The 24,227-nt window shown below is 71.8% G+C and carries 24 protein-coding genes and 1 tRNA gene; 18 read left to right on the top strand and 7 right to left on the bottom strand.

Going from position 1 to position 24,227, the window contains the following annotated elements; genetic code table 11:
• Positions 1-53: 53 nt before the first annotated feature.
• The 3 genes from NI26_RS09135 to NI26_RS17005 form a co-directional block, all read right to left on the bottom strand.
• On the bottom strand, positions 54-884 hold the full coding sequence (locus tag NI26_RS09135) for an arginase family protein (RefSeq protein WP_081984902.1): 831 nt from the start codon (positions 882-884) through the stop codon (positions 54-56).
• 45 nt (positions 885-929) lie between these two features.
• On the bottom strand, positions 930-1,655 hold the full coding sequence (locus NI26_RS09130) for a PspA/IM30 family protein (protein WP_066654658.1): 726 nt from the start codon (positions 1,653-1,655) through the stop codon (positions 930-932).
• A 79-nt stretch (positions 1,656-1,734) separates the two neighbouring features.
• The gene (locus tag NI26_RS17005; protein ID WP_066654656.1) at positions 1,735-3,675 is read right to left on the bottom strand and encodes a TPM domain-containing protein; all 1,941 of its coding nucleotides are present in this window, start codon (positions 3,673-3,675) and stop codon (positions 1,735-1,737) included.
• Positions 3,676-4,000: 325 nt separating this feature from the next.
• Here NI26_RS17005 and NI26_RS09120 point away from each other — a divergent pair, with 325 nt between their 5' ends.
• Entirely contained in the window at positions 4,001-4,204 is a 204-nt protein-coding gene (locus NI26_RS09120) for a hypothetical protein (RefSeq protein ID WP_058729997.1), read from the top strand.
• A 95-nt stretch (positions 4,205-4,299) separates the two neighbouring features.
• Here the strand turns inward: NI26_RS09120 and map are convergent, their stop codons facing one another.
• On the bottom strand, positions 4,300-5,070 hold the full coding sequence (map, locus tag NI26_RS09115; RefSeq protein WP_066654654.1) for a type I methionyl aminopeptidase: 771 nt from the start codon (positions 5,068-5,070) through the stop codon (positions 4,300-4,302).
• Between the two features lie 47 nt (positions 5,071-5,117).
• Here map and NI26_RS09110 point away from each other — a divergent pair, with 47 nt between their 5' ends.
• Positions 5,118-5,423 (top strand): helix-turn-helix domain-containing protein, encoded by a 306-nt coding sequence (locus NI26_RS09110; protein WP_066654652.1) that lies wholly within the window; start codon positions 5,118-5,120, stop codon positions 5,421-5,423.
• Positions 5,424-5,439: 16 nt separating this feature from the next.
• Here the strand turns inward: NI26_RS09110 and NI26_RS09105 are convergent.
• Together NI26_RS09105 and NI26_RS09100 are read right to left on the bottom strand one after the other, a co-directional pair.
• A tRNA-Arg gene (locus tag NI26_RS09105) sits at positions 5,440-5,511 on the bottom strand.
• A gap of 134 nt (positions 5,512-5,645) precedes the next feature.
• Positions 5,646-6,218, bottom strand: coding sequence for a hypothetical protein (locus tag NI26_RS09100; RefSeq protein WP_066654646.1), 573 nt, complete (start codon positions 6,216-6,218; stop codon positions 5,646-5,648).
• A gap of 72 nt (positions 6,219-6,290) precedes the next feature.
• Between NI26_RS09100 and argS the strand changes: the two genes are divergently transcribed.
• The 9 genes from argS to prmC all read left to right on the top strand — a co-directional run bounded on the left by argS (position 6,291) and on the right by prmC (position 18,408).
• Entirely contained in the window at positions 6,291-7,961 is a 1,671-nt protein-coding gene (gene argS, locus NI26_RS09095; protein ID WP_066658330.1) for an arginine--tRNA ligase, read from the top strand.
• A 339-nt stretch (positions 7,962-8,300) separates the two neighbouring features.
• Positions 8,301-9,056: an LmeA family phospholipid-binding protein gene (locus tag NI26_RS09090; protein ID WP_066654644.1), complete on the top strand. Its 756-nt coding sequence runs from the start codon at positions 8,301-8,303 to the stop codon at positions 9,054-9,056.
• Positions 9,057-9,143: 87 nt separating this feature from the next.
• A complete protein-coding gene (lysA, locus tag NI26_RS09085) occupies positions 9,144-10,544 on the top strand; it encodes a diaminopimelate decarboxylase (RefSeq protein ID WP_066654642.1) in 1,401 nt (466 codons plus the stop codon).
• Positions 10,545-10,600: 56 nt separating this feature from the next.
• A complete protein-coding gene (locus NI26_RS09080) occupies positions 10,601-11,920 on the top strand; it encodes a homoserine dehydrogenase (protein ID WP_066654640.1) in 1,320 nt (439 codons plus the stop codon).
• A gap of 50 nt (positions 11,921-11,970) precedes the next feature.
• Positions 11,971-13,050 (top strand): threonine synthase, encoded by a 1,080-nt coding sequence (gene thrC, locus NI26_RS09075; protein WP_066654638.1) that lies wholly within the window; start codon positions 11,971-11,973, stop codon positions 13,048-13,050.
• 32 nt (positions 13,051-13,082) lie between these two features.
• Positions 13,083-14,039, top strand: coding sequence for a homoserine kinase (gene thrB / locus NI26_RS09070; protein ID WP_066658327.1), 957 nt, complete (start codon positions 13,083-13,085; stop codon positions 14,037-14,039).
• 177 nt (positions 14,040-14,216) lie between these two features.
• Positions 14,217-16,427: a transcription termination factor Rho gene (gene rho / locus NI26_RS09065; RefSeq protein ID WP_066654637.1), complete on the top strand. Its 2,211-nt coding sequence runs from the start codon at positions 14,217-14,219 to the stop codon at positions 16,425-16,427.
• A gap of 3 nt (positions 16,428-16,430) precedes the next feature.
• A complete protein-coding gene (gene prfA, locus NI26_RS09060) occupies positions 16,431-17,513 on the top strand; it encodes a peptide chain release factor 1 (RefSeq protein WP_066654635.1) in 1,083 nt (360 codons plus the stop codon).
• Positions 17,514-17,532: 19 nt separating this feature from the next.
• The gene (prmC, locus tag NI26_RS09055) at positions 17,533-18,408 is read left to right on the top strand and encodes a peptide chain release factor N(5)-glutamine methyltransferase (RefSeq protein ID WP_066658325.1); all 876 of its coding nucleotides are present in this window, start codon (positions 17,533-17,535) and stop codon (positions 18,406-18,408) included.
• 123 nt (positions 18,409-18,531) lie between these two features.
• Here prmC and NI26_RS09050 read toward each other — a convergent pair whose 3' ends face one another.
• Positions 18,532-19,191 carry an HAD family hydrolase gene (locus NI26_RS09050; RefSeq protein ID WP_066654633.1) on the bottom strand — a complete coding sequence of 220 codons (660 nt, stop codon included), beginning with the start codon at positions 19,189-19,191 and terminating at the stop codon, positions 18,532-18,534.
• A 25-nt stretch (positions 19,192-19,216) separates the two neighbouring features.
• Between NI26_RS09050 and NI26_RS09045 the strand changes: the two genes are divergently transcribed.
• The 7 genes from NI26_RS09045 (at position 19,217) to NI26_RS09015 (ending at position 24,215) form a co-directional block, all read left to right on the top strand.
• Positions 19,217-19,891: an L-threonylcarbamoyladenylate synthase gene (locus tag NI26_RS09045; RefSeq protein ID WP_066654631.1), complete on the top strand. Its 675-nt coding sequence runs from the start codon at positions 19,217-19,219 to the stop codon at positions 19,889-19,891.
• The gene (locus tag NI26_RS09040) at positions 19,888-21,114 is read left to right on the top strand and encodes an MraY family glycosyltransferase (protein ID WP_066654629.1); all 1,227 of its coding nucleotides are present in this window, start codon (positions 19,888-19,890) and stop codon (positions 21,112-21,114) included. The genes NI26_RS09045 and NI26_RS09040 overlap by 4 nt, the downstream gene beginning before the upstream one ends.
• Positions 21,111-21,590 carry a hypothetical protein gene (locus NI26_RS09035; RefSeq protein ID WP_081984896.1) on the top strand — a complete coding sequence of 160 codons (480 nt, stop codon included), beginning with the start codon at positions 21,111-21,113 and terminating at the stop codon, positions 21,588-21,590. The genes NI26_RS09040 and NI26_RS09035 overlap by 4 nt, the downstream gene beginning before the upstream one ends.
• Positions 21,591-21,769: 179 nt before the next feature.
• A complete protein-coding gene (gene atpB / locus NI26_RS09030; RefSeq protein WP_144411309.1) occupies positions 21,770-22,555 on the top strand; it encodes a F0F1 ATP synthase subunit A in 786 nt (261 codons plus the stop codon).
• 62 nt (positions 22,556-22,617) lie between these two features.
• Positions 22,618-22,854: an ATP synthase F0 subunit C gene (gene atpE, locus NI26_RS09025; RefSeq protein WP_027465781.1), complete on the top strand. Its 237-nt coding sequence runs from the start codon at positions 22,618-22,620 to the stop codon at positions 22,852-22,854.
• A gap of 9 nt (positions 22,855-22,863) precedes the next feature.
• Complete coding sequence (locus tag NI26_RS09020; RefSeq protein ID WP_066654628.1) at positions 22,864-23,418, top strand: F0F1 ATP synthase subunit B; 555 nt, start codon at positions 22,864-22,866, stop codon at positions 23,416-23,418.
• Positions 23,419-23,420: 2 nt separating this feature from the next.
• Positions 23,421-24,215: a F0F1 ATP synthase subunit delta gene (locus NI26_RS09015; RefSeq protein ID WP_066654626.1), complete on the top strand. Its 795-nt coding sequence runs from the start codon at positions 23,421-23,423 to the stop codon at positions 24,213-24,215.
• The last annotated feature ends 12 nt before the right edge of the window (positions 24,216-24,227 follow it).

Here is a 24,227-nt window from a genome sequence, read left to right as displayed (position 1 = left end):
CGGAGCGGCGGGGCGTCGGCCGTGCACGGCGCGGCGCGGATCCGGAGGACCGGTCAGCCGCGGTCGGTGGTGCGGGACGCGGTCGTCAGGGCACCGACCGCACGCAGGATCACTCCCAGGTCGTCGACCGCTCTGTCGGGGTCCACCGGTGCGAAGCCGGTCAGCGCGGCCCCGACGAGTCGCCGTCCCCGCGTCGCGGCCTGGATGCGCTCGACCAGACCGGAGGCGTCGATCCCGAAGGGCACCGGCTCGAGCAGCCCGTCCACCTCGGCCGGGTCGAGCACGTCGAGGTCGACGTGGACGAAGACGCGCTCGGCGCCGGTGGACCCGACCGCGACCGCGATCGCGTCCGGCGTCGCCGCGTCCACGTCGAGGTGGGTGATCCCGACCCGGTCGAGGGCGGCGATCTCGGCGTCCTCGACTCCGCGGATCCCGGCGAGCACGACCCTGGCCGGGTCCAGGACCGGCAGGTCGGGGAAGAGGTCCTCCGGGCGGTCGACGAGCAGGCGCAGGACGGCGGTCTCGGCGGCGACGGGTTGTGCGCGGTTCAGCGACCGGTAGCCGCTCGATCCGGCGATGCGCACGAACGCGGTGTCCGGACGCACGAGCACGGAGGCGCCGAGCACGCTCGACCCGTCACCACCGACCACCAGGACGGGTTCGCTCGCGACGCCGGTCTCCTCGGCGACGCGGTCGGCCACGGCACGGACCGACGTGTAGCGGGCGACGGCGGTCTCGAGCCGGTCGCCCGCGCCGGCCGGCACGTCGACGACGGTCGTGGCGGCGCGGGGGAGATCGGCTGCGATGGCCTGTGCTCCGTCGCCGAGGCGCATCGCGCGCGACGACGCCGAACCCTGCCACTGACCGACGACGAGGAACTGCATCGTCTCAGTCTGGCAGCAGGGTCCGGCGCCGTCCGCAGTTCCGCGTCAGATACCCGCGGACCCGCCGTTCTTCAGCGCGGCGAGACGTGCCTCGACCTCGGCGTCGCGACCCACGTCCTCCAGGCTCTCGAACTGCGCGTCCAGGCTCGACGACTGCAGTTCCTGCTGCCCGAGGACCTTCGCCTCCTCGCGGCGGACCTTCTCCTCGAAGCGGTTGAGGTCGCTCGTCGGATCGGTGATGTCGATGTTGCCGATGGCGTCGTTGACCTTGGACTGCGCCTCGGCAGTCTTCTGACGGGCGACGAGCGAGTCGCGCTTGGCCTTGAGCTGTTCGAGCTTCTGCTCCATGCCGGCCAGCCCGGACTTGAGCTTCTCGACCTGCTCGTTCTGCGTGGCGAGCGGGCCCTCGTTGTCCTTGACCTCCTGCTCGGCCGCGATCTGCTTGCCGATCGCGATCTTCGCGAGGTTGTCGAACTTGTCGGCGTCCGCGGTCTTGCCCTCGGCGCGGTACTTGTCGGCGGCGGCCGAGGCGTTGGCGGCCTTCTGACCCCACTCGGTCGCCGCGCGCTTGTCCTCCTCGTGGTCCTGCTCGAGCAGGCGGAGGTTACCGATCGTCTGCGCGATCGCCGTCTTCGCGTCGGCGATGTTGTTCGTGTAGTCGCGGACGAGCTGGTCCAGCATCTTCTGCGGGTCCTCGGCGTCGTCGATGAGCTGGTTCACGTTCGCCCGGATGAGCGAGGAGATCCGGCCGAGAATCGTCTGCTTTGCCATTGTGTTCCCTTTCGTGGAAGGTCTCTCGTGGTGCTGCTGGTCCTGGTGGTCGTGTGTCCCGAGGGGGTGGTGTCGGCTGTCAGAAGCGGCCGCCGCCGGAGAAGCCTCCGCCGCCTCCGCCGCCCCCGCCGCCGCCTCCGCCGAAGCCCCCGCCGCCGCTGAAGCCCCCGCCGCCGCCGAAGCCCCCACCGCCGAAGGAGCCGCCCCCGTAGCTGCCGCCGCGTCCGCCGAGGAGGCCGCCGAGCACGATCCCGGTCACGAGGCCCCCGAGCTGTGCGCCGTTGCCGCCGCCGCCCTGCCCGGGCCATCCGCCCATGTCGTCGTTCGCCGCGTCCATCGCCGCGGCGGCGTACTGCTCGGCGGCGCGTGCAGCCCCGAGGGCGCGGGCGGGGTCGCTCGTGGCGAGGTCGACCGCGTCGTCGAGCGCGCGCTCGGCCTCGGACAGGCGCGTCCGGGCCGTCGTGCCGACGGCTCCCCGGCGGAGCGAGATGAAGTCGCGCGCCTGGCTGATCCGGGCCCGGGCGTCGCGCAGGGCGTCGTCGAGGGCGCGGCGTGCCCGCTGCTGCTGCTCCTGCGCACCGCGTGCTGCGGCCAGTGCGGCGTCGATCTCGGTGTTCGCCTTCGTCAGCGCGTCGACGGCGGCGATCGGGTCGCGCGGGTCGGAGCCCTGGCGGAGGACGGTGTCGGCACGGGTCACCGCGGCCGCGAGGGCCGGGTCGCCGGACCGCATCGAACGGGCTGCGGCGACGTCTCCCTCGATGTCTGCGCGCATCGCCTGGACCCGGGCGGTCGCCTCGGCGAAGGTGCGCTCGGCGCCGGTCGCACTCGCGGTCAGCTGCTGCACCTGTGCGAGCGCGTGCTGGGCGTCGCGCACGGCGATGACCGCCTCGCCCTTGTCCCCGGACGCGATGGCCGCGGTCGCCGCCTGCGACCGCTCCGTCGCGTAGCCGAGGACCTGCTCGGCCTGGTCGACGTTGTCGGAGACCGTCGCCAGGGTCCGGCCGCCGTACGACCCGCGCACCCGGTCGAGCGCGCGGCGGGCGGCGTCGAGCTCGACCGGGGCTGCCGCGACCGCGGAGGCGAGGGCGGTCGCGGCGTCCTCGACCCCGTCCTCGAGGGACCGCAGGTGGTCGAAGGCCTCGGTCTGCTCGTCGATGGACGCGTGGGCCTGCTCGCAGATGGCGACGATCTGGTTCGCCCACTGCGCGCGCTGCTGCGGGGAGTCCGGTACCTCGTCGTCGAGCTGCTGCTGGTAGGAGAACGCCTGCCGCACGTTCCGCTTCGCGGTCGCGACGGCCTCGGCGAAGGGCTTCGCCGCGTCCTCGCCGAACTGTGCCGTGGCGAAGCCGACCTCCTGCTCGGCCGTCCGGAGCTCGTCGTCGATGGTGACCAGCGCCGCGCCCGCCTTGCGCTCGAGCCCGGCGAGGGACGCCTCCTGCGCTCGTGCGGCCTCGGCGGTGCGTCGCTTGTTGCGGGTGCGGATCACCAGGACGGCGACGACCGCACCGACGACGACCACGAGCAGCAGGACCCACAGCCAGGTGAGGTCCGGCGGGGCCTGCGAGGAGACGAGTCCGTCCGCGAGGGCGACGGCGGCGCCCGCCCAGTCGCCGTCCCGCAGCTGCGGGACGGCGTCCTGCTGGTAGGCGGACTCGACGTCGCTGCTCGACAGTGCGGTCGCGTTCGTCTGCTGGATGTCGGCGATCCGGTCGTCGACCGCCACGGAGAGCACGATCGCGTCGGAGTCGATCTGGTTGCGCTCCATCAGGGCGTCACCCCAGGCGGCGTGGTCGGTCGGGTTCGTGAAGGTCGGCACGTAGACCACGTAGAGCTGCGTCTGCGTCCGGTCGTAGAGGTCCTGGACCGCCCGTTCGACCTGGGTCGGCTGACCGCTGCTGAGGGCACCGGCCTCGTCGACCACGTAGGCACCGCCGAGGTCGACCGGGTCCGTCGCGTGGGCTGCTGCGGCGGGCGTGATCACGAGTCCGGCGGCGAGGAGCACGGCGCCGATCCGACCCACGGCGCGTGTGATCGCCGAGCGGGCGCCGCGGACGGCCGCGTGGGGGCCTTCGCGATGCCGACCGAGCGCCCGAGGGGCCGATCCATCGTCGGTGCGCGATCCGTGGTGAGCCGCTCGCATCCGTCCTCCATCCGTCGTCCGGGAGCCCACGTTGCGCCCCCGACGGCCCCCGCACGGGCGCCGTCGCCCCGATGCTATCCAGAGCACGCACACAGCGGGTGGATCCTCGGACGACCCCCGGCGACGTCCGTCATGTGGAGGACTTGTACCCCGGACCGGGGTATGGTGGAGGCCATCGTTCGACGACGAGCGGAAGGGGAAAGCGATGGAGCGTACGACGAGCACCGAGGTCGTCCCACTGGAGGACGGCTACCACCGCGTCTCGACACCGGCGAGCGGTGTCATCGGCTTCGTCCGTGAGCAGGACGGCCGCTACGAGGTCCTCCGGGGCCGGGTCCGACAGGCCACGCGCTCCGAGGGCGCCTACAGCACCATGAACGTCGCGCTCATCGCGCTCACGCACGCCTGAGCCCGCGCCGGGTCCGCGGCGACCGCTCCAGCCTCGCGCTGACGTGGAGGCGCCGAGACGCTGACGCGGAGGCGCAGTGGCCGGCCTCGACCGCGTCAGCTGCCGGGACGGGTGAGCACCTCGACGCCGTCCTCGGTGATCGCGACGGTGTGCTCGGTGTGCGCGGTCCTCGCCCCCGTCGCGCTCCGCAGCGTCCACCCGTCGGGATCGGTGACGAGCTCGTCCGTGTCCGCCATCACCCAGGGCTCGAGCGCGAGGAGCAGCCCCGGTCGCAGGGTGTAGCCGCGCCCCGGCCGACCCGTGTTCGCCACGTGCGGGTCCTGGTGCATCGTCGAGCCGATGCCGTGCCCGCCGAACTCGGTGTTCACGGGGTAGCCCGCGGCGGTGAGGACCTCGCCGATGGCGTGCGACACGTCCCCGGTCCGGACGCCGGGGCCCGCGGCGGCGATGCCGGCGGCCAGCGCCCGTTCGGTGGCGTCGATCAGGGCGGTGTCCGCCGGGTCGGCGCGCCCGACGACGAAGCTGATCGCCGCGTCGGCGGCGATCCCGTCCAGGGTCACCGCGAGGTCCAGGGTGAGCAGGTCGCCGTCGGCGAGCTCGCGGTCGTGCGGCAGGCCGTGGAGCACCGCGTCGTTCACCGCGGTGCAGACGTGGTGGCCGAAGGGGCCACGACCGAACGAGGGGGCGTAGTCGACGTAGCAGGAGACCGCGCCGGCGTCCTCGATCATCGTCCGGGTCCACCCGTCCACCTCGAGCAGGTTCGTGCCGACCGTCGTCCGCTCCCGGAGGGTCTGCAGGATCGTGCCGACGAGGGCGCCGGTGCGACGGGCCCGGTCGACCTCGGTGGGGGAGAGGATCTCGATCATGCCGATGATCGTACCGGTATTGTCTGGCCGGTACTAGTATCGGCGCCATGGTCCGACTCCCGCTGAGCCCCGCCGAGCTGGAACGCGGTCGCCGGCTCGGCGCACTGCTCCGTCGCGCTCGGGGTGAGCGCTCGATCCTCGACGTCGCCCTCGATGCGGGCGTGTCGCCCGAGACCCTGCGGAAGATCGAGACCGGTCGCATCGCGACGCCGTCGTTCGCCACGATCGCCGCGGTCGCGAGCGTCGTCCGACTGTCGCTCGACGCGCTCTGGGACGAGGTGCGCCCCGAGGCGGAACGGGTGGCCCCGGACCGGGCGACGCACCCCGTGCACGAGGAGAGCCCCCGGCGATGACGCCGGGGGCTCGATGTGCCCCCAGGAGGATTCGAACCTCCGCCCCTGCCTCCGGAGGGCAGTGCTCTATCCCCTGAGCTATGGGGGCTCGTGGGTGAGATCAACCGTAGCAGGTAACGCGAGCCGGTCCCGACAGCGCGTGTCGCGTCCGTGTCGCGACCGCCGTCGGACGGGAGGCGCGGCACGGGCCCGCACCGTGCCTCCCGTCCGGCTGCGCTGCCGTCAGCCCGCCGGGCTGGCCGACGCGGACGGCAGCAGCACGGAGCGCACCGCGTCCACGACGGGCTGCGCCCCGCCGGGCTCGGTGTACAGCGTCGACTCGGTGGTGACCCAGTACGGATCCGGGAAGGCGTCCGCGCGGCCGACGCCGTCGTCCAGCGCGTAGTAGCCCTCGACGCGGTAGGTCGGGACGGACCCACCGCGCTCGTAGAGGGCGTCCTTGAGCGTCGTGAGCGACTTCTCAGGCAGGTGCGCCACGGCGAGCGTGATCGTCGTCGACGGGTCGTCGGTGGCGACGAGGTGGCAGACCCGGCCGCGCTGGCGGGCGATCGTCGCGGCCGGCGTGCCCTTCGCGGGCGTCCAGGTCGTGTCCTGCTCGAAGGTCTTGCCGTAGACGGCGAGGACGCTCGTGGGCAGCAGCTCGGCGCACGTCTGCTGCACGGCGGTGCCGATCGGGGTGGCGCTCGCGCTCGGGGCCGCGTCGTCGGACCCGCCCGTGCAGCCGGACAGGGCGACGGCGGCGGACACGGAGAGCAGGGCGACGGTGATCGCCCGGACACGGCTGCGGGAGGTCATCCAGCCATGATGCTGCACGCCGTCCGGCACCGGCCCGCGAGGCACCTGGGCGTCCCGGTAGACTCGACCCTCGTGACTCCTGCCGAACTCTCCGCCGCGTACCTGTCGATCCTGACCGGGATCGTCGAGCGACGAGGCGCGTCCGACACCGTGACGATCGGGGAGTCCCACGTGGCCCTCGAGCGGCCGAAGAACCGTGCGCACGGCGACTGGGCCTCGAACGCGGCGATGCAGCTCGCGAAGCGCCTCGGTACGAACCCGCGCGAGCTCGCGACCGAGATCGCCGGCGAGCTGACCGAGCTCGACGGTGTCGCGTCCGTCGACGTCGCCGGCCCCGGCTTCATCAACATCACGCTCGAGGCCGCCGCCGCCGGTGAGATCGCCCGCACGATCGTCGACCAGGCCGACGCGTTCGGACACGGCGACCTGTACGAGGGCGTGTCCATCGACCTCGAGTTCGTGTCCGCGAACCCGACCGGTCCGATCCACATGGGCGGTGTGCGCTGGGCCGCCGTCGGTGACTCGCTCGCCCGCGTGTTCGAGGCGCAGGGCGGCCTCGTCACCCGTGAGTACTACTTCAACGACCACGGCGCACAGATCGACCGCTTCGCCCGGTCGCTCGTCGCCTCGGCGCTGGGGGAGCCCACGCCGGAGGACGGCTACGGCGGTGCCTACATCGGCGAGATCGCCGCGCGGGTCATCGCGACGCTGCCCGCCGGCACCGACGTGCGCGACCTGCCGCGCGACGAGGCGCAGGAGCTGTTCCGCCGCGAGGGCGTCGAGTTCATGTTCACCGACATCAAGTCCTCGCTGCACGACTTCGGCGTGGACTTCGACGTCTACTTCCACGAGAACTCGCTGCACGAGTCGAAGGCCGTCGAGCGGGCCATCGAGCGGCTGCAGTCCCTCGGCAAGATGTACGAGGCCGAGGGTGCGCTCTGGCTCCGCACGACCGACTTCGGCGACGACCGCGACCGCGTCGTGATCAAGTCCGACGGGCAGCCGGCGTACATCGCGGGCGACCTGGCGTACTACCTCGACAAGCGCGAGCGCGGGTTCGAGCGCAACCTCATCATGCTCGGCGCGGACCACCACGGCTACGTCGGTCGCATGATGGCGATGTGCGCGGCGTTCGGTGACGAGCCCGGCAAGAACCTCGAGATCCTCATCGGCCAGATGGTGAACCTGCTCAAGGACGGCCAGCCCTTCCGCATGTCGAAGCGCAACGGCACGATCGTGTCGATGGAGGACCTCGTCGACGCCGTGGGTGTCGACGCCGGTCGCTACGCCCTCGTGCGGTTCGCGAGCGACACCTCGATCGACATCGACCTCGACCTGCTCACCAAGCGCACCAACGACAACCCGGTCTTCTACGTGCAGTACGCCCACGCCCGCACGCAGTCGGTCGCCCGCAACGCCGCCGCCTCGGGCGTGGACCGCTCCGCGTTCGACGCGTCCCTGCTCACGCACGAGACGGAGAGCGCCCTCCTCGGAGCCCTCGCCGAGTACCCGCGCGTGGTGCGCCAGGCCGCGGAGCTCCGCGAGCCGCACCGCATCGCGCGGTACATCGAGCAGCTCGCCGGGCTCTACCACCGCTGGTACGACTCCTGCCGGGTGACGCCGCTCGGCGACGAGGCCGTGTCGGACCTGCACCGCACGCGCCTGTGGCTGAACGACGCGACCGGGCAGGTCGTCCGCAACGGCCTCGGCCTCCTCGGGGTGAGTGCGCCCGAGCGCATGTAGCGCGGCGCGCGGCGTCGCGTCGCGTCGCGTCGCGTCGCGTCGAACCACGTTCTCGACATCGAACCAGGCGATCCGCCTGGTTCGATGTCGTTTCAATGGTTCGTCGCCGGCGCGCCCAGCACGCATCCGCACAACCGGAAGCACGTCGCGCCACGTGATCACGTGGCGCGACGTGCTTCCGCTCGTGCGCGAGCACGTCGCGCCGTCGCGCGCCGCATACCGGGCGCTGCCCGCCGCGCCCAGCCGCGCCCCACCGCGCCCCGCCCGCCGCAGCGCGCACACCGGGCGCACACCGCGCCTCCAGGCCGGCTGCGGGGAGCACCTGGCAGGGTGGGACGCATGTCCGTCGCCACCGAGCCCACCCGGAAGCGCCGTCGCTGGCCCGTCGTCCTCGTCGTCCTGGTGCTCGTGCTCGCCGCGCTCGTCGTCGTCGCGGAGTTCGTGCTCCGGGGCGTCGTCGACCGGATCATCGCCGACCAGGTCGAGCAGTCCCTCCCGGAGGGCGCCACCGGCGAGGTCACCGCACACGCCGAGGGCATCGTCGTCCCGCAGCTGCTCGCCGGCACGCTCGACCGGGTCGACATCACCTCGGACCGGCTGACCGTCGACGGGGTCCCGCTGGCCGCCGACGTCACCGCTCGCGACGTCCCGGTGGACGGCAAGGGCGACGTGCGCGACGTCGACGGCCACGTCACCCTCGCCGCGACGAGCGTGCAGGACCTGGCGAAGTACAGTCCGCTGTTCGAGCGGCTCCGGCTCGTCGACGGCGGCGTCGAGCTGTCCGGTTCGACCGCGGTGCTCGGGTACGACATCGGCTACGCGGCCACCGGCGACGTGGTGGCGCAGCAGGACGGCCGTGGCGTCACGATCACCCCGCAGAGCGTCCGCATCACGAACTCGGACCTCGGCCTGAAGGTCGACCGCATCCCCGGCGTCACGGGCGTCCCGGTGCAGGTCTGCACAGCGCAGTTCCTGCCCGAGCAGCTCCGGGTCCGGTCCGTCGACGTGACCTCCGCCGAGGCCACCGTCCGGGTCACCGCCGACTCGCTGCCGCTGACCGAGCAGGGCCTGCGCACGGTCGGCGACTGCGGCTGACGCCGTCGATCCCGGCGCGTCACCACCGCGGTCGACGGGCGTAACACCGGCCTGGAGGCCCGTGGCGGCTCGGTAGGATCGGGTCCCGTGAGCGCCAACCCCCTTGCCCCGCCGCGGCTGCGGTTCCCCGCCGACGCCTCCGCGCTGACCGCGCGCATCTGGCCGGCCTCGGCCACGCGGACGGACGACGGTGAGCTCGCCGTCGGCGGCATCACGGCGTCGGACCTGGTCGCCCGGTTCGGTTCCCCGCTCTACGTCGTCGACGAGCGGGACGTCCAGGCACGCGCGTCGAGGGTCCGCACGGCCTTCACCGAGGCGTTCGCCCGCATCGGCACGCGGGCCCACGTGTACTACGCCGCCAAGGCGTTCTTCACGACCCAGGTCGCCGCGTGGATGACCGAGGCCGGACTGCGGTTGGACGTGTGCACCGCCGGTGAGCTCGCCGTCGCGCTGGCCGGGGGAGCGGACCCCGCGCTGCTCGGCTTCCACGGCAACGACAAGTCGGACGCCGAGATCGCCCGCGCGGTCGAGGTCGGCCTCGGCACGATCGTCCTCGACAGCCACGAGGAGATCGGCCGCGTCGCGCGTGCCGCCGCCGACGCCGGCACGGTCCAGCGCGTGCGCATCCGGATCAACAGCGGCGTGCACGCCTCGACGCACGAGTACCTCGCCACGGCGCGTGAGGACCAGAAGTTCGGCATCCCCCTGAGCGAGGCCGTCGCCGCCGCGGCGGCGGTCCGGGCAGAGCCGTCGCTCGCCTTCGTCGGGCTCCACTCGCACATCGGGTCCCAGATCTTCGACGAGTCCGGGTTCCGTGAGGCAGCTCGGCGACTGATGGACGTGCACGCCGAACTCGTGGCGACGGGTCCGGTCCCGGAGCTGAACCTCGGCGGCGGGTGGGGCATCGACTACACCGAGGCAGACGAGGCGTTCGCGCCCGAGGACGTCGCCGAGGCCCTCGCCACGATCGTCGCCGACGCCTGCACCGAGCGGGGCATCCCCGTCCCGGAGATCGCCGTCGAGCCCGGTCGCTACATCGTCGGCCCGGCCGGCACCACGCTGTACCGCGTCGGCACCGTCAAGCCCGTCTCGCTGGAGACCGAGGACGGCTCCTCGGCGACCCGCACCTACGTGTCGGTCGACGGCGGCATGAGCGACAACGCCCGTCCGGCGCTGTACGGCGCCGACTACACGGCCCGGCTCGCCCGCAGCTCGGACGCCCCGGCGGTGCTGACCCGGGTCGTCGGCAAGCACTGCGAGTCGGGCGACATCGTCGTGAACGACGAGTACCTGCCGGGCGACGTGCACCGCGGTGACCTGCTCGCCGTCGCGGCGACCGGTGCCTACTGCTGGTCCCTCGCCAGCAACTACAACCACGTGGGCCGTCCGCCGGTCGTCGCGGTCGCGGACGGCGCAGCCCGTATCCTCGTCCGTGGCGAGTCGATCGACGACCTGCTCGCCCGCGACACGGGGGTCGTCGCCGGCTGACGCCGCTGACCCCGACCCGACCGGGCTGCCGCCCGCCCCACAGGAATGCGCACCACATGATCGAATACCGCAACGTCCGCGTCGCGCTGCTCGGAGCCGGCTCCGTCGGTTCCCAGGTGGCGCGCCTGCTCCTCGAGCACGGCGACGAGCTGGCCTCGCGCGCGGGTGCCGGCCTCGAGCTCGTCGGCATCGCGGTGCGGGACCTCGACGCTCCGCGCGACGTGGACCTGCCGAAGGAGCTCTTCACGACGGACGCGCAGTCGCTCATCCTCGGCGCGGACATCGTCGTCGAGCTGATCGGCGGCATCGAGCCCGCGCGCACGCTGGTGCTCCAGGCGCTGCAGTCCGGTGCGGACGTCGTCACCGGCAACAAGGCGCTCCTCGCCACGCACGGCCCCGAGCTCTTCGCCGCGGCGGAGCAGGTCGGCGCACAGCTCTACTACGAGGCCGCGGTCGCCGGCGCGATCCCGATCATCCGGCCGCTGCACGACTCGCTCGCGGGCGACCGCATCGAGCGGATCATGGGCATCGTCAACGGCACGACGAACTTCATCCTCGACCTGATGGACCGCGAGGGCTCGACCTTCGAGGCGGCCCTCGCGACCGCCACGGAGCTCGGGTACGCCGAGGCCGACCCGACCGCCGACGTCGAGGGCTACGACGCCGCGCAGAAGGCCGCCATCCTGGCCTCGCTCGCGTTCCACACCTCCGTGCCCCTGGCCGCCGTGCACCGCGAGGGCATCACCGCCGTCACGATCGAGCAGGTCCGCGCCGCGCGGAAGGCCGGCTACGTCGTGAAGATCCTGGCGACCGCCGAGCGCCTGACCGACGAGGACGGCGTCGAGGGCGTCAGCGCCCGTGTCTACCCGGCGCTCGTGCCGGAGTCGCACCCGCTCGCCAGTGTGCACGGGGCGAAGAACGCCGTGTTCGTCGAGGCCGAGGCCGCCGGCGACCTGATGTTCTACGGCGCCGGTGCCGGTGGCGTCGAGACCGCGTCGGCCGTGCTCGGCGACCTGGTGTCCGCCGCCCGTCGTCACGTCATCGGCGGCCCCGGCATCGCGGAGTCGACCCAGTCGGCGCTGCCGGTCTTCCCGATCGGGACGGTCCGCACCCGTTACCAGATCACGCTGCACGTGGCCGACGCCCCCGGCGTGCTGTCCACCGTCGCCGGCGTCCTGGCGAAGCACGGCGTGAGCGTCGAGACCGTCGAGCAGTCCGCCGCGACCGACCCGGGCGACGGCACGGCCGGCACCGCGAACCTCGTCATCGGCACGCACCTCGCCCGCGAGTCCGACCTGGCCGCCACGGTCGTCGCGCTCCGGAGCGAGGACGTCGTCGTCGAGATCACCAGCGTCCTGCGGGTGGTCGGGGCCTAGCCCCGCACCGTCAGCAACCCGACTGCACAACACCGAACAAGGAGAGCCTGATGGCCCACCAGTGGCAGGGAGTCCTGCGCGAGTACGCCGACCGTCTCGACGTCACCGAGGCGACGCCCGTCGTCACCCTCGGCGAGGGCGGCACGCCGCTCATCCCGGCCCGACGCCTGTCGGAGCGCACCGGCGCGGACGTGTACGTCAAGTTCGAGGGCATGAACCCGACCGGGTCGTTCAAGGACCGCGGCATGACGATGGCGATCTCGAAGGCCGTCGAGCACGGCGCGAAGGCCGTCATCTGCGCGTCGACCGGCAACACCAGCGCCTCGGCGGCCGCCTACGCCACGCACGCGGGCATCACCGCCGCGGTGCTCGTGCCCGAGGGCAAGATCGCGATGGGCAAGCTCAGCCAGGCCGTCGCGCACGACGCCCAGCTGCTGCAGGTGCAGGGCAACTTCGACGACTGCCTCGACATCGCGCGCGACCTCGCCGCCAACTACCCGGTGCACCTGGTCAACTCGGTGAACAACGACCGCATCGAGGGGCAGAAGACCGCCGCGTTCGAGGTCGTCGACGTGCTGGGCGACGCCCCGGACTTCCACTTCCTGCCGGTCGGCAACGCGGGCAACTACACCGCGTACTCCCGCGGCTACCGCGAGGACGTCGCCGCGGGCCGCTCGACGCGGATGCCGCGCATGTTCGGCTTCCAGGCCGCCGGCTCCGCCCCGATCGTCTCGGGCGAGGTCGTCCGCCACCCGGACACCATCGCCTCCGCCATCCGCATCGGCAACCCGGCGTCGTGGCAGTACGCGCTCGAGGCGCGTGACGAGACCGACGGCTACTTCGGTGCGATCACCGACGAGGGCATCCTCGCCGCGCACCGCATCCTGTCCGCCGAGGTCGGGGTCTTCGTCGAGCCCGCGTCGGCCATCGGCGTCGCCGGGCTGCTCGAGCGTGCGGACGCCGGTGTCGTGCCGCAGGGCGCGAAGGTCGTCATCACGGTGACCGGCCACGGCCTGAAGGACCCGCAGTGGGCCCTCCGCACGGAGGACGGCGGCGAGGTCGCACCGACGAGCGTCCCGGTCGACACGAAGTCGGTCGCCGAGGTGCTCGGACTGGTCGGCTCCGCGTGAGCGTCGACCGCTCGTCCGGACCGGGGGAGGGCGTGAACGCCCGCAGCGCTGTACCGGCCGGACGGGCGGTCCGTGTGCGGGTCCCGGCGACCTCCGCGAACCTCGGCCCGGGCTTCGACTCGCTCGGGCTGGCGCTGTCGGTCTACGACGAGGTGGTCGTCCGCGTCCGCCCGGAGCCCGGCGCGACCGTGATCGTCGAGGGCGTCGGTGCCGGTGAGGTCGCCACCGACGAGTCGAACCTCGTGGTGCAGGCCGTTCGTCGTGGCCTCGAGCACGCCGGTGTGGAGCAGCCCGGACTCGAGCTGCACGCCGTGAACGCGATCGCGCACGGCCGCGGCATGGGCTCGTCGGCCGCCGCCATCGTCGCCGGGCTGATGGCGGCTCGCGGCCTGCTCGAAGGGGTCGTCGACCTCGACGCGTCGACCCTGCTCACCCTGGCCACCGAGATGGAGGGCCACCCCGACAACGTCGCTCCGGCGCTCTTCGGTGGTCTGACGATCGCGTGGATGACCGCCGAGGGTCCCGCGGTCAAGCGCCTGCTGGTGCACCGAGGCGTCTCGCCGGTGGTCTTCGTGCCGACGTCGACGCTCTCGACGAAGCTCGCGCGGTCCCTGCAGCCCGCGAGCGTGCCGCACGAGGACGCCGCGTTCAACGTGTCGCGCTCGGCGCTGCTCGTCGCCGCCCTCATCCAGAGCCCGGAGCTGCTGCTCGCCGCGACCGAGGACCGGCTGCACCAGTCGTACCGTGCGAGCGCCATGCCGGAGACCGATGCACTGATCGGTCTGCTGCGGCAGCACGGGCTCGCCGCGGTGGTCTCCGGCGCCGGGCCGAGCCTGCTCGTGCTGGGCAGCGACCCGGCACAGCGCCTCACCGCGGCCGACCTGGTGGCGCGACACGCGCAGTCCGACTGGCGGGCGCTCATGCTGGCCGTGGACCTCGGTGGTGCTACAGTGGTGCCGCACTCGGCGCTCGAAGCCGATCCAGCGTAGGCGCACAGACCGATCCGAACCGGATCCGTCGGCGCTGGCGCAGGGTCCGGTGCGCGGGGGCACTCTCTTTCAGATCACCGAATCCCGGTCCGTCGTCTGAACGGCGGTCGCAGCGCACCCATGCGCCGGGACGGTGGAAACTCTCCGCGTTCTGCGGTTCGAAAGGAAACACCGACCTTGACGAACGTCAACGACTCCACCCCGGTGGAGATCCCCAGCGACCTGCGCGCGCTCCGTCTCCCGGAGCTCCAGCGCATCGCCTCCTCGCTCGGCATCACGGGGCTCTCGAAGCTCCGCAAGGGCGACCTCATCGCGTCGATCGAGGACAAGCGCCCCGCGACCGACGACGCCGCCCCTGCTGCCGAGACGCCGGCTGACGAGGCACCCGCCGCCGCGGAGGCCGCACCCGCGGCGCAGGAGACCCCCGCCGAGCAGCCGACGCTGGCCGCACCGGCGACCTCGCCGGCCGCCGACGACGCCGCAGCCGACCAGACGGAGTCGGCTCCGGAGCCCCGCGGTCGCCGCTCGCGCCGCGCCTCCTCGGCCGGCACGGTGAACACCGCGCAGACCTCGGCCGCGGAGCACACGAACCACGGGCACACCGGCACCGAGGACCTGCTCGCGGGGCTCGACCAGGTCCGTGCCGAGAAGGACGCGGAGGAGGCCGCGCAGTCCGGTCGCCGCCGCGGCCGCCGCGGGAACCAGGACGCCGGCCAGCAGGACGGCGGCCAGCAGCGGGACGGCGCCGAGCAGGCCGCTGCCCCCGAGACCGACGAGGCGACCGGCGCGCAGCCGACCTCGGCGACGGACCAGGGCGACCAGGCCGACCAGCAGGGCGAGGGCGGTTCGCGCCGCGGACGTCGCAGCCGTGGTCGCGGTCGTGGCCGCGGGCAGAACGCCGAGGGCACCGAACAGCAGAGCGGTGACCAGCAGGGCGGCCAGCAGAACGGTGGCCAGCAGAACGGTGGCCAGGCGAACGCCGGCCAGCAGAACGGTCAGCAGCAGAAGCAGAACGGCAAGCAGGACGAGCAGAAGTCCGGCGACGCGAAGCAGGACGACCGTCAGCCGAAGCAGAACGGCCAGCAGAAGCAGAACGGCCAGCAGCAGAACGCCCAGCAGCAGCAGCACGCCGACGAGGCCGAGGCCGGCCGCGGTCGTCGTCAGCGTGACCGCAAGCGCGGCCGCGGCGGCCAGAACGACGAGTTCGAGCCGGAGATCACCGAGGACGACGTCCTCATCCCGATCGCGGGCATCCTCGACGTCCTCGACAACTACGCGTTCGTCCGCACGACCGGCTACCTGCCGGGACCGAGCGACGTCTACGTGTCCCTCGGCCAGGTGAAGAAGTACCACCTGCGCAAGGGCGACGCGATCGTCGGTGCGATCAAGCAGCCGCGCGACAACGAGCAGCAGGCGCGCCAGAAGTACAACGCGCTCGTCAAGGTGGACTCGGTCAACGGCCAGACCGCGGACGAGGCAGCTGCCCGTGTCGAGTTCCACGACCTGACCCCGCTGTACCCGAACGAGCGTCTCCGCCTCGAGACCGAGCCGGCGAAGCTCAGCACGCGCATCATCGACCTGGTCGCACCGATCGGCAAGGGTCAGCGCGGCCTCATCGTCTCGCCGCCCAAGGCCGGCAAGACCGTCGTGCTGCAGGCCATCGCCAACGCGATCGCCAAGAACAACCCCGAGGCGCACCTCATGGTCGTGCTCGTGGACGAGCGGCCCGAAGAGGTCACCGACATGCAGCGCTCGGTGAAGGGCGAGGTCATCGCCTCGACCTTCGACCGTCCGGCGGAGGACCACACCACGGTCGCCGAGCTCGCCATCGAGCGTGCGAAGCGCCTGGTCGAGCTGGGCCACGACGTCGTCGTGCTCCTCGACTCGATCACCCGTCTCGGCCGCGCCTACAACCTGGCGACGCCGGCCTCCGGCCGCGTGCTCTCCGGTGGCGTGGACTCGGCGGCCCTGTACCCGCCGAAGCGCTTCTTCGGCGCTGCGCGCAACATCGAGGACGGCGGCTCGCTGACCATCCTCGCCACCGCGCTCGTCGAGACCGGCTCCAAGATGGACGAGGTCATCTTCGAGGAGTTCAAGGGCACCGGCAACATGGAGCTCCGCCTCAACCGGCACCTCGCCGACAAGCGGATCTTCCCGGCCGTCGACATCAACGCCTCCGGCACCCGGCGCGAGGAGCAGCTCCTCTCCGCCGACGAGGTCAAGATCACGTGGCGCCTGCGCCGTGCCCTCGCCGGGCTCGACCCGCAGCAGGCGCTCGACGTCGTCCTCCGCAACCTCAAGGAGACGCAGTCGAACGTCGAGTTCCTGGTCCAGGTGCAGAAGTCGGTCCCCACGACCGGCGGTCGCCACGACGGCCACCAGGAGTAACGCGTGTTCGAGTCGGTGGCCGGGCTGCTGGCGGAACACGAGGACCTGACGCAGCAGCTGTCGGACCCCGCGCTCCACGCCGATGCGGCCCGCGCGAAGAAGGTGAACCGGCGGTACGCCGAGCTCAACCAGATCAAGGCCGCGTACGAGGCCTGGCAGGCGGCGGGGGACGACCTCGCCGCCGCCCAGGAGCTCGCCCGCGAGGACGAGGCGTTCGCGGACGAGGTCCCGGCGCTCCAGGAGCAGCTGTCGGAGCGCCAGGAGCGACTCCGCCGGCTGCTCATCCCGCGGGACCCGGACGACGGCCGCGACGTCATCATGGAGATCAAGGGCGGTGAGGGCGGTGAGGAGTCGGCGCTCTTCGCGGCCGACCTCCTCCGCATGTACTCGCACTACGCCGAGACGAAGGGCTGGAAGGTCGAGCTCCTCGAGCGGACCGAGAGCGACCTCGGCGGCTACAAGGACGTGCAGGTCGCGATCAAGTCGAACGCGACCGACCCGTCCCAGGGCGTCTGGGCGCACCTGAAGTACGAAGGCGGTGTGCACCGGGTGCAGCGCGTCCCGGCGACCGAGTCGCAGGGACGCATCCACACCTCGACCACCGGCGTGCTGGTGTTCCCCGAGGTGGACGAGCCCGAGGAGGTCCAGATCAACCAGAACGACCTCAAGATCGACGTCTACCGGTCGTCCGGCCCCGGCGGGCAGTCGGTCAACACGACCGACTCCGCAGTCCGCATCACCCACCTGCCCACGGGCATCACGGTGGCGATGCAGAACGAGAAGTCCCAGCTGCAGAACCGTGAGGCCGGCATGCGCGTCCTGCGTGCCCGCATCCTCGCGCGACAGCAGGAGGAGCTCGACGCCATCGCCTCGGACGCACGCAAGTCGCAGATCCGCGGCATGGACCGTTCGGAGCGCATCCGCACGTACAACTTCCCGGAGAACCGCATCGCGGACCACCGCACCGGGTACAAGGCGTACGACCTGGACCGCGTGATGAACGGTGCGCTCGAGCCCGTCGTCCGGTCCGCCATCCAGGCGGACGAAGAGGCACGCCTGGCCGCCATCGGCGACCAGGACGCCTAGGCCCGGTCTGGAGGCACGGATCACCTCCGACAGGCGTCCCACGTCCGCAGCGGATCGCCTCCTCGACGAGGCGACCGCTGCGCTCGTCGCGCACGGTGTCCCGACCCCGCGCGTCGACGCCGAACTCCTGCTCGCCTGGGCGACCGACACGTCGCGGGGTGCCGTGCAGGCCCGTGCCCTGACGGGCGGCGCCATCGCGGCGGAGCACGTCGAGCGCTTCCGGTACGCCGTCGCCCGTCGCACCACCCGCGAGCCGCTGCAGCACATCACGGGCGAGGCGCACTTCCGGGCGCTGACGCTGTCCGTCGGGCCGGGCGTCTTCGTGCCCCGGCCGGAGACCGAGGGCGTCGTGCAGTTCGGCATCGACGCACTGCGTGCGACCGCGGTGGCCGAGCCGGTGGCGGTGGACCTCGGCTCCGGCAGCGGGGCGATCGCCGTCGCGATGGACACCGAGGTGCCGAACGCCCTCGTCTACGCGGTCGAGCGGTCACCCCAGGCGCTGCCCTGGACCCGGCGCAACATCGACGCGCACGGCGGCACCGTCCGACTGGTCGAGGGCGACCTCGCCGACGCGCTCCCGGAGCTCGACGGCACGGTCTCGGTCGTCGTCTCGAACCCGCCGTACGTCCCCGACGACATGGTGCCCGTCGACCCCGAGGTCCGCGACCACGACCCGGCGCTCGCGCTGTACGGGGGACCCGACGGGCTCGACGCCGTCCGGGCTCTCACCGACACCGCCTGGCGGCTCCTCGTCCCGGGAGGGCTCCTCGTCATCGAGCACGCCGAGCAGCAGGGCGCCGGCGTGCGCGACGTGCTCGCACGGCGGGGGTTCCGGTCCCCGGAGACGCACGTCGACCTGACGGGGCGCGACCGCACGACCACCGCCACCCGCTAGGCGGGGTGGCTCCGGGCCTCCCGGCCGTCGTCCCGGTGCCTGCACGACGCGACCTCGGCGGAGCTGCGCAGCGGTACAGCGCTGCGAGGAACCGCGCTCGTCGCGTGTCGCGGACGTGACGGGTCAGGCGGTGGCGACCCGCTGCTGGGCTGCGACGAAGGCGCGAACCGCTCTGCGCAGGTCGGTGTGCTCCTCGACCAGGACCGCGTGGATGCCGAGGACGCGGGCCGCCTCGACGTTGACCGGCATGTCGTCGGCGAAGAACGCGCGCTCGGCGGGCACACCGTGGTGCGCGAGCGCCCGTTCGAACACCTCGGGCTCGGGCTTGCGCGCGCCGAAGTTGCTCGTCGTGTCCAGGTGCTCGCCGAAGAGCGGCGGCAACGACGGTGCCCACCTCCCGATCCACCGGCCCGCGAGCGGACCGTTGTTCGTGAGCAGGCCGACACGGCCGTGCTCGGACGCGATCCGGACGGCCTCGATGCGCTCGGGCAGCTCGGTCATCGCCGCGCCGCGGATGCGCGCCCAGTCCGCCTCGGGCACCGCACACCCCATCGCCTCGGCGAAGGCGGCGAGGTAGGCGTCCCCGTCCGGGAAGTGCCCGGCCTCGGCACGGGACTCGTGGCCGCAGTCCCACCAGCGTCGGCGGAGCTCCTCGAAGGAGTGCCCGGTGTACTCGCCGAGGGCCGCCATCCGGACCCGCCAGTCGTACCGGACGAGCACGTCGTCCATGTCGAAGAGGAACAGGAGTCGGGGCGCGGGCGTCTCGTTCACGATGCCGTCCATTGTGTCGCACTATCATCGTCGAGTCATGGCCTCCCGATACGACTGCACCGACCCCGACGGGCTCCTGACCGGGATGCGGCTCGCACGTGCCGCCCTCGGCCGGGGAGAACTCGTCGTCGTCCCGACCGACACCGTCTACGGCGTCGCGGCGGACGCCTTCAGCGCGACCGCCGTCCAGCGCCTGCTCGACGCCAAGGGCCGCACCCGCCAGTCGCCGCCCCCGGTGCTGATCCCCGGACCGCCGACGCTCGAGGCGTTGGCGACCGAGATCCCGCAGCAGGTCCGCGACCTGGTCGACGAGTTCTGGCCCGGCGGGCTCACCGTCATCCTGCGCGCGCAACCGTCGCTGGACTGGGACCTGGGAGAGACCCGGGGGACCGTCGCGCTCCGCATGCCGGACTCGCGCATCGCCCTCGAGCTGCTGCAGGAGGTCGGACCGCTCGCGGTCTCCTCCGCGAACTCGACCGGTGACCCTGCCGCGATGGACGTGGACCGGGCCGAGTCGATGCTCGGCGACAGCGTGTCGGTCTACCTCGACGGGGGACCGCTCGCGGTGCACGACGGCTTCGCCGCCTCGACCGGGTCGACCATCGTCGACGCGACCGGCCTCTCGACCGGCGGGAAGCTGACGATCGTCCGACACGGGGTGATCGCCGACGAGGACATCGTCCGGGTCGTCGGAGCCGACCTCGTCACGTGAAGTACTACCTGCTCGCCGGGGCCATCGCGGCCGTGGTGAGCTTCGTCTGCAGCTGGGCCGTGTGGAAGCTCGGCCTGCGCTACGGCTGGTACCCGAAGGTCCGCGAGCGCGACGTGCACCGCACGCCCACACCGCGGCTCGGCGGGATCGCGATGTACCTCGGCGTGATCGTGTCGCTGCTGGCGGCCTGGTTCCTCTTCCCCTCCATCGCGGGGACCGACTACTTCCGGCTCGTGTTCTCGGAACCCGGGCGCGTGATCGCGGTGCTCGCGGGTGCGACGATCATCGTGGTGCTCGGTGTCGCCGACGACATCTGGGACCTCGACTGGATGACGAAGCTCGCCGGGCAGATCATCGCTGCGGGGATCCTGGCCTGGCAGGGCGTGGCGATCGTGTCGCTGCCGATCGGCAACACGCTCGGGGTCGGGTCGTCCTACATGAGCCTGATCTTCACCGTGCTCGCCGTCGTGCTCGTGATGAACGCCGTCAACTTCATCGACGGTCTGGACGGCCTGGTCGCCGGGGTCGCGATCATCGCCGGCGGCGTGTTCTTCCTCTACACGTTCTTCATCAACCGCGTGGTCGTGCAGACGGAGTTCTTCTTCAACCTGCCCTCGTTGCTCACGGCGGTGCTCGTCGGTGCCTGCACGGGGTTCCTCGTCCTCAACTGGCACCCGGCGAAGCTCTTCATGGGCGACGCCGGCGCGCTGCTCGTCGGGTTCCTGATGGCCACGAGCGCCGTGTCCGTGACGGGCAACATCGACCCCGCGGTCATCTCGACACGCCAGGCCCTGCTGCCGGCGTTCATCCCGATCCTGCTGCCCTTCGCGATCCTGATCGTGCCGATCCTCGACTTCGGGCTCGCCGTCACCCGTCGGCTCAGCGCGGGCAAGTCGCCGTTCTCGGCCGACCGGAAGCACCTGCACCACCGTCTGCTCGACATGGGGCACTCCCACTTCCACGCCGTGCTGATCTTCTACGCGTGGACGGCCACCGTCGCCGTCGGGTGCCTGCTGTTCCTCTTCGTCGAGTGGTACTGGGTGGTCACCGTCGTCGCGATCGGCTTCACCGTGTGCGCGATCGCCACCTTCGCCCCGCTCGGCCGGAAGCGCGCGGAGTTCGCCGCGCAGGCCGCCACCCGCTCGAACACCGTCGTCGACGCCAGCCTCGACCCGCTCGACCGCGCCGCCAACGACCGAACGATCCCTGGAGACCCCTCGTGACCGCACCGAACGCCCTCGACCACGTCCGGCCGGTGTTCCGCCGGATCCTCCTCTGGGCGGCCCTCCTCGCCGTCGGCCTGGCCGTCGTCGGGGGAGTCGTCGGGCTCGTCGTCGCCGGGACGCCGGGACTCGCCGGTGGCCTGCTCGGCGCGGTGCTGAGCGTGGTGTTCCTCGGGCTCACCGCGGTCTCGGTGCTCGTCGCCCTCCGGGTGTCGAAGGGGCAGATGATCTCGGGCGCCTTCTTCGGGATCGTGATGGGGACGTGGATCCTGAAGTTCGTGCTCTTCCTGGTGGTCCTGCTCGCACTGCGCGACCGCGCCTGGGTGGACTTCCCGGTGCTCGCCGTGGTGATCATCGCGGGCGTCGTCGGGTCGCTCGTGATCGACGTGGTGGCGGTCGCCAAGGCCCGCATCCCGATCGGGGTGCACCTGCCCGGCGACGCGGTCGATCCTGGGAACGACACCCCACGGCCCTGAGAGCCCGAGAAGCCTCTCGCACCTGATAGGCTTCTCGAAGTCCGCGTCCGGAGCCTCGCTCGGAGCGGACGAGCCTCCACAAAGTCCACCATCGCGTGCCGTGTGTGCGCGCGCCGACACAGGAGACAGCGCTGCTATCCCACGCTCTTCCCCTGTCCCTCACCGCCGCGGCCAACACCGTGGCGGCGGGGAGCAGCAAGGCCGCCGAATTCCATGGTCCGTCGATCAACGAGTTCTTCCCGGACCCGATCTTCTTCGCCGGGACCCCGATCGAGATGGACCGCATCGTCCTCATCCGCTTGTTCGCGGTGGCCGTGCTGCTCGTCTTCGCGTTCGTCGGGACCCGTGCCCTGAAGCTCGTCCCGAACCGCGGACAGGCCTTCATCGAGTACGCGTTCGACGTCGTCCGCCGCAACACCTTCGACAACCTCGGTGAGAAGGACGGCAAGCGCTTCCTGCCGCTCCTGGCCACGGTGTTCTTCGGTGTCCTGTTCATGAACCTGACGGGTCTCATCCCGTTCATGAACATCGCCGGTACGAGCCGCATCGCGATGCCGATGATCCTGGCGATCGTCGCGTACGTCGCGTTCATCTACGCGGGCCTCCGCAAGCACCCGGGCACGTTCCTCCGCAACGCGCTCTTCCCGCCCGGTGTCCCGTGGCCGCTCTACATCATCGTGACGCCGATCGAGCTCGTCTCGACCTTCGTGCTCCGTCCGGTGACGCTGACGCTGCGACTGCTCATGAACATGGTCGTGGGTCACCTCCTCCTGGTGCTCTTCTTCTCGGCCACCTGGTTCTTCTTCTTCGACGCCGAGAGCCTCTTCAAGCTCTTCGGCATCGGGACCCTGGCGTTCGGCATCGCGTTCAGCTTCTTCGAGATCCTCGTCGCGCTGCTGCAGGCGTACGTCTTCATGCTGCTGACCGCTGTGTACATCCAGCTCGCGCTGGCTGACGAGCACTGACCGACCCCTTCTGACCCCCATACGGCACGACATCCGTCGGGCCGCACTCGAAAGGAAAACACGTGGACGCAACGACCGTTCTCGCGGAGATCAACGGCAACATCGCGACGGTTGGCTACGGCCTCGCTGCGATCGGTCCGGCCATCGGCGTCGGCATCGTCGTCGGCAAGACGATCGAGTCCGTCGCTCGCCAGCCCGAGCTCCAGGGCCGTCTGACGACCCTCATGTACATCGGTATCGCCTTCACGGAGGCCCTGGCCTTCATCGGTATCGCGACGTACTTCATCTTCACCAACTAAGGCTTCTCGATGCAGACTGCACTCATCATCGCGGCGGAGGAGACCCACAATCCGCTGATCCCACCGGTGTACGACATCGTGTGGTCCGCGGTGGCCTTCGTCATCATCTTCCTCGTGATGTGGCGCGTCGTGACGCCGCGCATCACGAAGATGCTCGATGAGCGCACCGAGGCCATCGAGGGTGGCATCAAGAAGGCGGAGGCCGCTCAGGAGCAGGCCGCCGCTGCACTCGACGAGTACAACAAGCAGCTCGCCGACGCGCGTGCCGAGGCCTCGCGCATCCGTGAGCAGGCCCGTGCCGACGCGACCGCGATCGGCAACGAGGTCCGCGAGCAGGCGCAGGCAGATGCAGCACGCATCACCGCCAACGCCCAGGCGCAGATCGAGGCCGAGCGGCAGAGCGCGCTCCAGTCGCTGCGGAGCGAGGTGGGCACCCTCGCCCTCGACCTCGCCTCCGGTGTGATCGGTGAGTCCCTCCGGGACGACGCGAAGTCGGCTGCGGTCGTCGACCGCTTCATCGCCGACCTCGAGGCGTCCCAGGGCCAGCCGGCCGGGGAGCGCTGAGCATGCGGAGCGCCACGCGGTCCGCACTCTCGTCCACGCGGGCGGTCCTCGCTGACCTCGGCGGGTCGGTCGACCTCGCCACGGGCATCGAGATCCTCTCCACCGGGCGTGCGATCGCCGGTTCGTCCCAGCTGCTCGGACTGCTGGCGGACCCGACCGCGGACGTCGTCGGCAAGAAGGTCCTCATCGACCGCGTCTTCGCCGGTCAGTCCGAGGCGACGCGTGCGGTGCTGACCGCGGTGGCCGGCTCGCGCTGGTCCTCGCCGTCGGACCTGCTCGCGGGTGTCGAGGACGCGGGCATCCGCGCCGTCGCCGGAACCGCATCGTCGGAGACGTCGATCGAGGCCGAGCTGTTCTCCTTCGAGACCGCCGTCCGCTCGGACGCGGCGCTCGAGCTGGCACTGGGCACGAAGCTCGGCAGCCCGTCGGAGAAGGCTGCGCTCGTCCAGCGGCTCGTCGGTTCGAAGGTCTCGGCGCAGACCACCGCGATCCTGGAGCACCTCGTGCAGCAGCCGCGCGGCCGCCGCATCGGTGAGATCGTCCGCGATGCCTCGCGCATCGTGGCCGACCAGGCCGGCAAGCTCGTCGCCACGGTGACCACCGCGGCCCCGCTCTCGGACGGTCAGGCGGCTCGCGTCGCCCGCGGCATCAGCGAGCGGTACGGCAAGGACATCAGCGTCAACCAGGTCGTCGACCCCGCGGTCGTCGGCGGGATGCGCGTGCAGGTCGGTGGCGACGTCATCGACGGCACGGTGTCCACGCGCCTGTCGGAGCTCCGGCTCCAGCTGGCCGGCTGAGCGTACCGTCGA

Origin of the sequence: Curtobacterium sp. MR_MD2014, from assembly GCF_000772085.1 — a bacterium.
Taxonomy (GTDB): Bacteria; Actinomycetota; Actinomycetes; order Actinomycetales; family Microbacteriaceae; genus Curtobacterium.
This window is presented reverse-complemented; position numbering and strand designations above follow the sequence as displayed.

Excerpts from the sequence above, each read along its gene's own strand:
- NI26_RS09135 (WP_081984902.1), bottom strand. The coding sequence starts at position 884 with ATGCAGTTCCTCGTCGTCGGTCAGTGGCAGGGTTCGGCGTCGTCGCGC.
- NI26_RS09130 (WP_066654658.1), bottom strand. The coding sequence starts at position 1,655 with ATGGCAAAGCAGACGATTCTCGGCCGGATCTCCTCGCTCATCCGGGCG.
- NI26_RS09120 (WP_058729997.1), top strand. The coding sequence starts at position 4,001 with ATGGAGCGTACGACGAGCACCGAGGTCGTCCCACTGGAGGACGGCTAC.
- map (WP_066654654.1), bottom strand. The coding sequence starts at position 5,070 with ATGATCGAGATCCTCTCCCCCACCGAGGTCGACCGGGCCCGTCGCACC.
- NI26_RS09110 (WP_066654652.1), top strand. The coding sequence starts at position 5,118 with ATGGTCCGACTCCCGCTGAGCCCCGCCGAGCTGGAACGCGGTCGCCGG.
- NI26_RS09100 (WP_066654646.1), bottom strand. The coding sequence starts at position 6,218 with ATGACCTCCCGCAGCCGTGTCCGGGCGATCACCGTCGCCCTGCTCTCC.
- NI26_RS09090 (WP_066654644.1), top strand. The coding sequence starts at position 8,301 with ATGTCCGTCGCCACCGAGCCCACCCGGAAGCGCCGTCGCTGGCCCGTC.
- NI26_RS09080 (WP_066654640.1), top strand. The coding sequence starts at position 10,601 with ATGATCGAATACCGCAACGTCCGCGTCGCGCTGCTCGGAGCCGGCTCC.
- thrC (WP_066654638.1), top strand. The coding sequence starts at position 11,971 with ATGGCCCACCAGTGGCAGGGAGTCCTGCGCGAGTACGCCGACCGTCTC.
- NI26_RS09050 (WP_066654633.1), bottom strand. The coding sequence starts at position 19,191 with ATGGACGGCATCGTGAACGAGACGCCCGCGCCCCGACTCCTGTTCCTC.
- NI26_RS09045 (WP_066654631.1), top strand. The coding sequence starts at position 19,217 with ATGGCCTCCCGATACGACTGCACCGACCCCGACGGGCTCCTGACCGGG.
- NI26_RS09020 (WP_066654628.1), top strand. The coding sequence starts at position 22,864 with ATGCAGACTGCACTCATCATCGCGGCGGAGGAGACCCACAATCCGCTG.
- NI26_RS09015 (WP_066654626.1), top strand. The coding sequence starts at position 23,421 with ATGCGGAGCGCCACGCGGTCCGCACTCTCGTCCACGCGGGCGGTCCTC.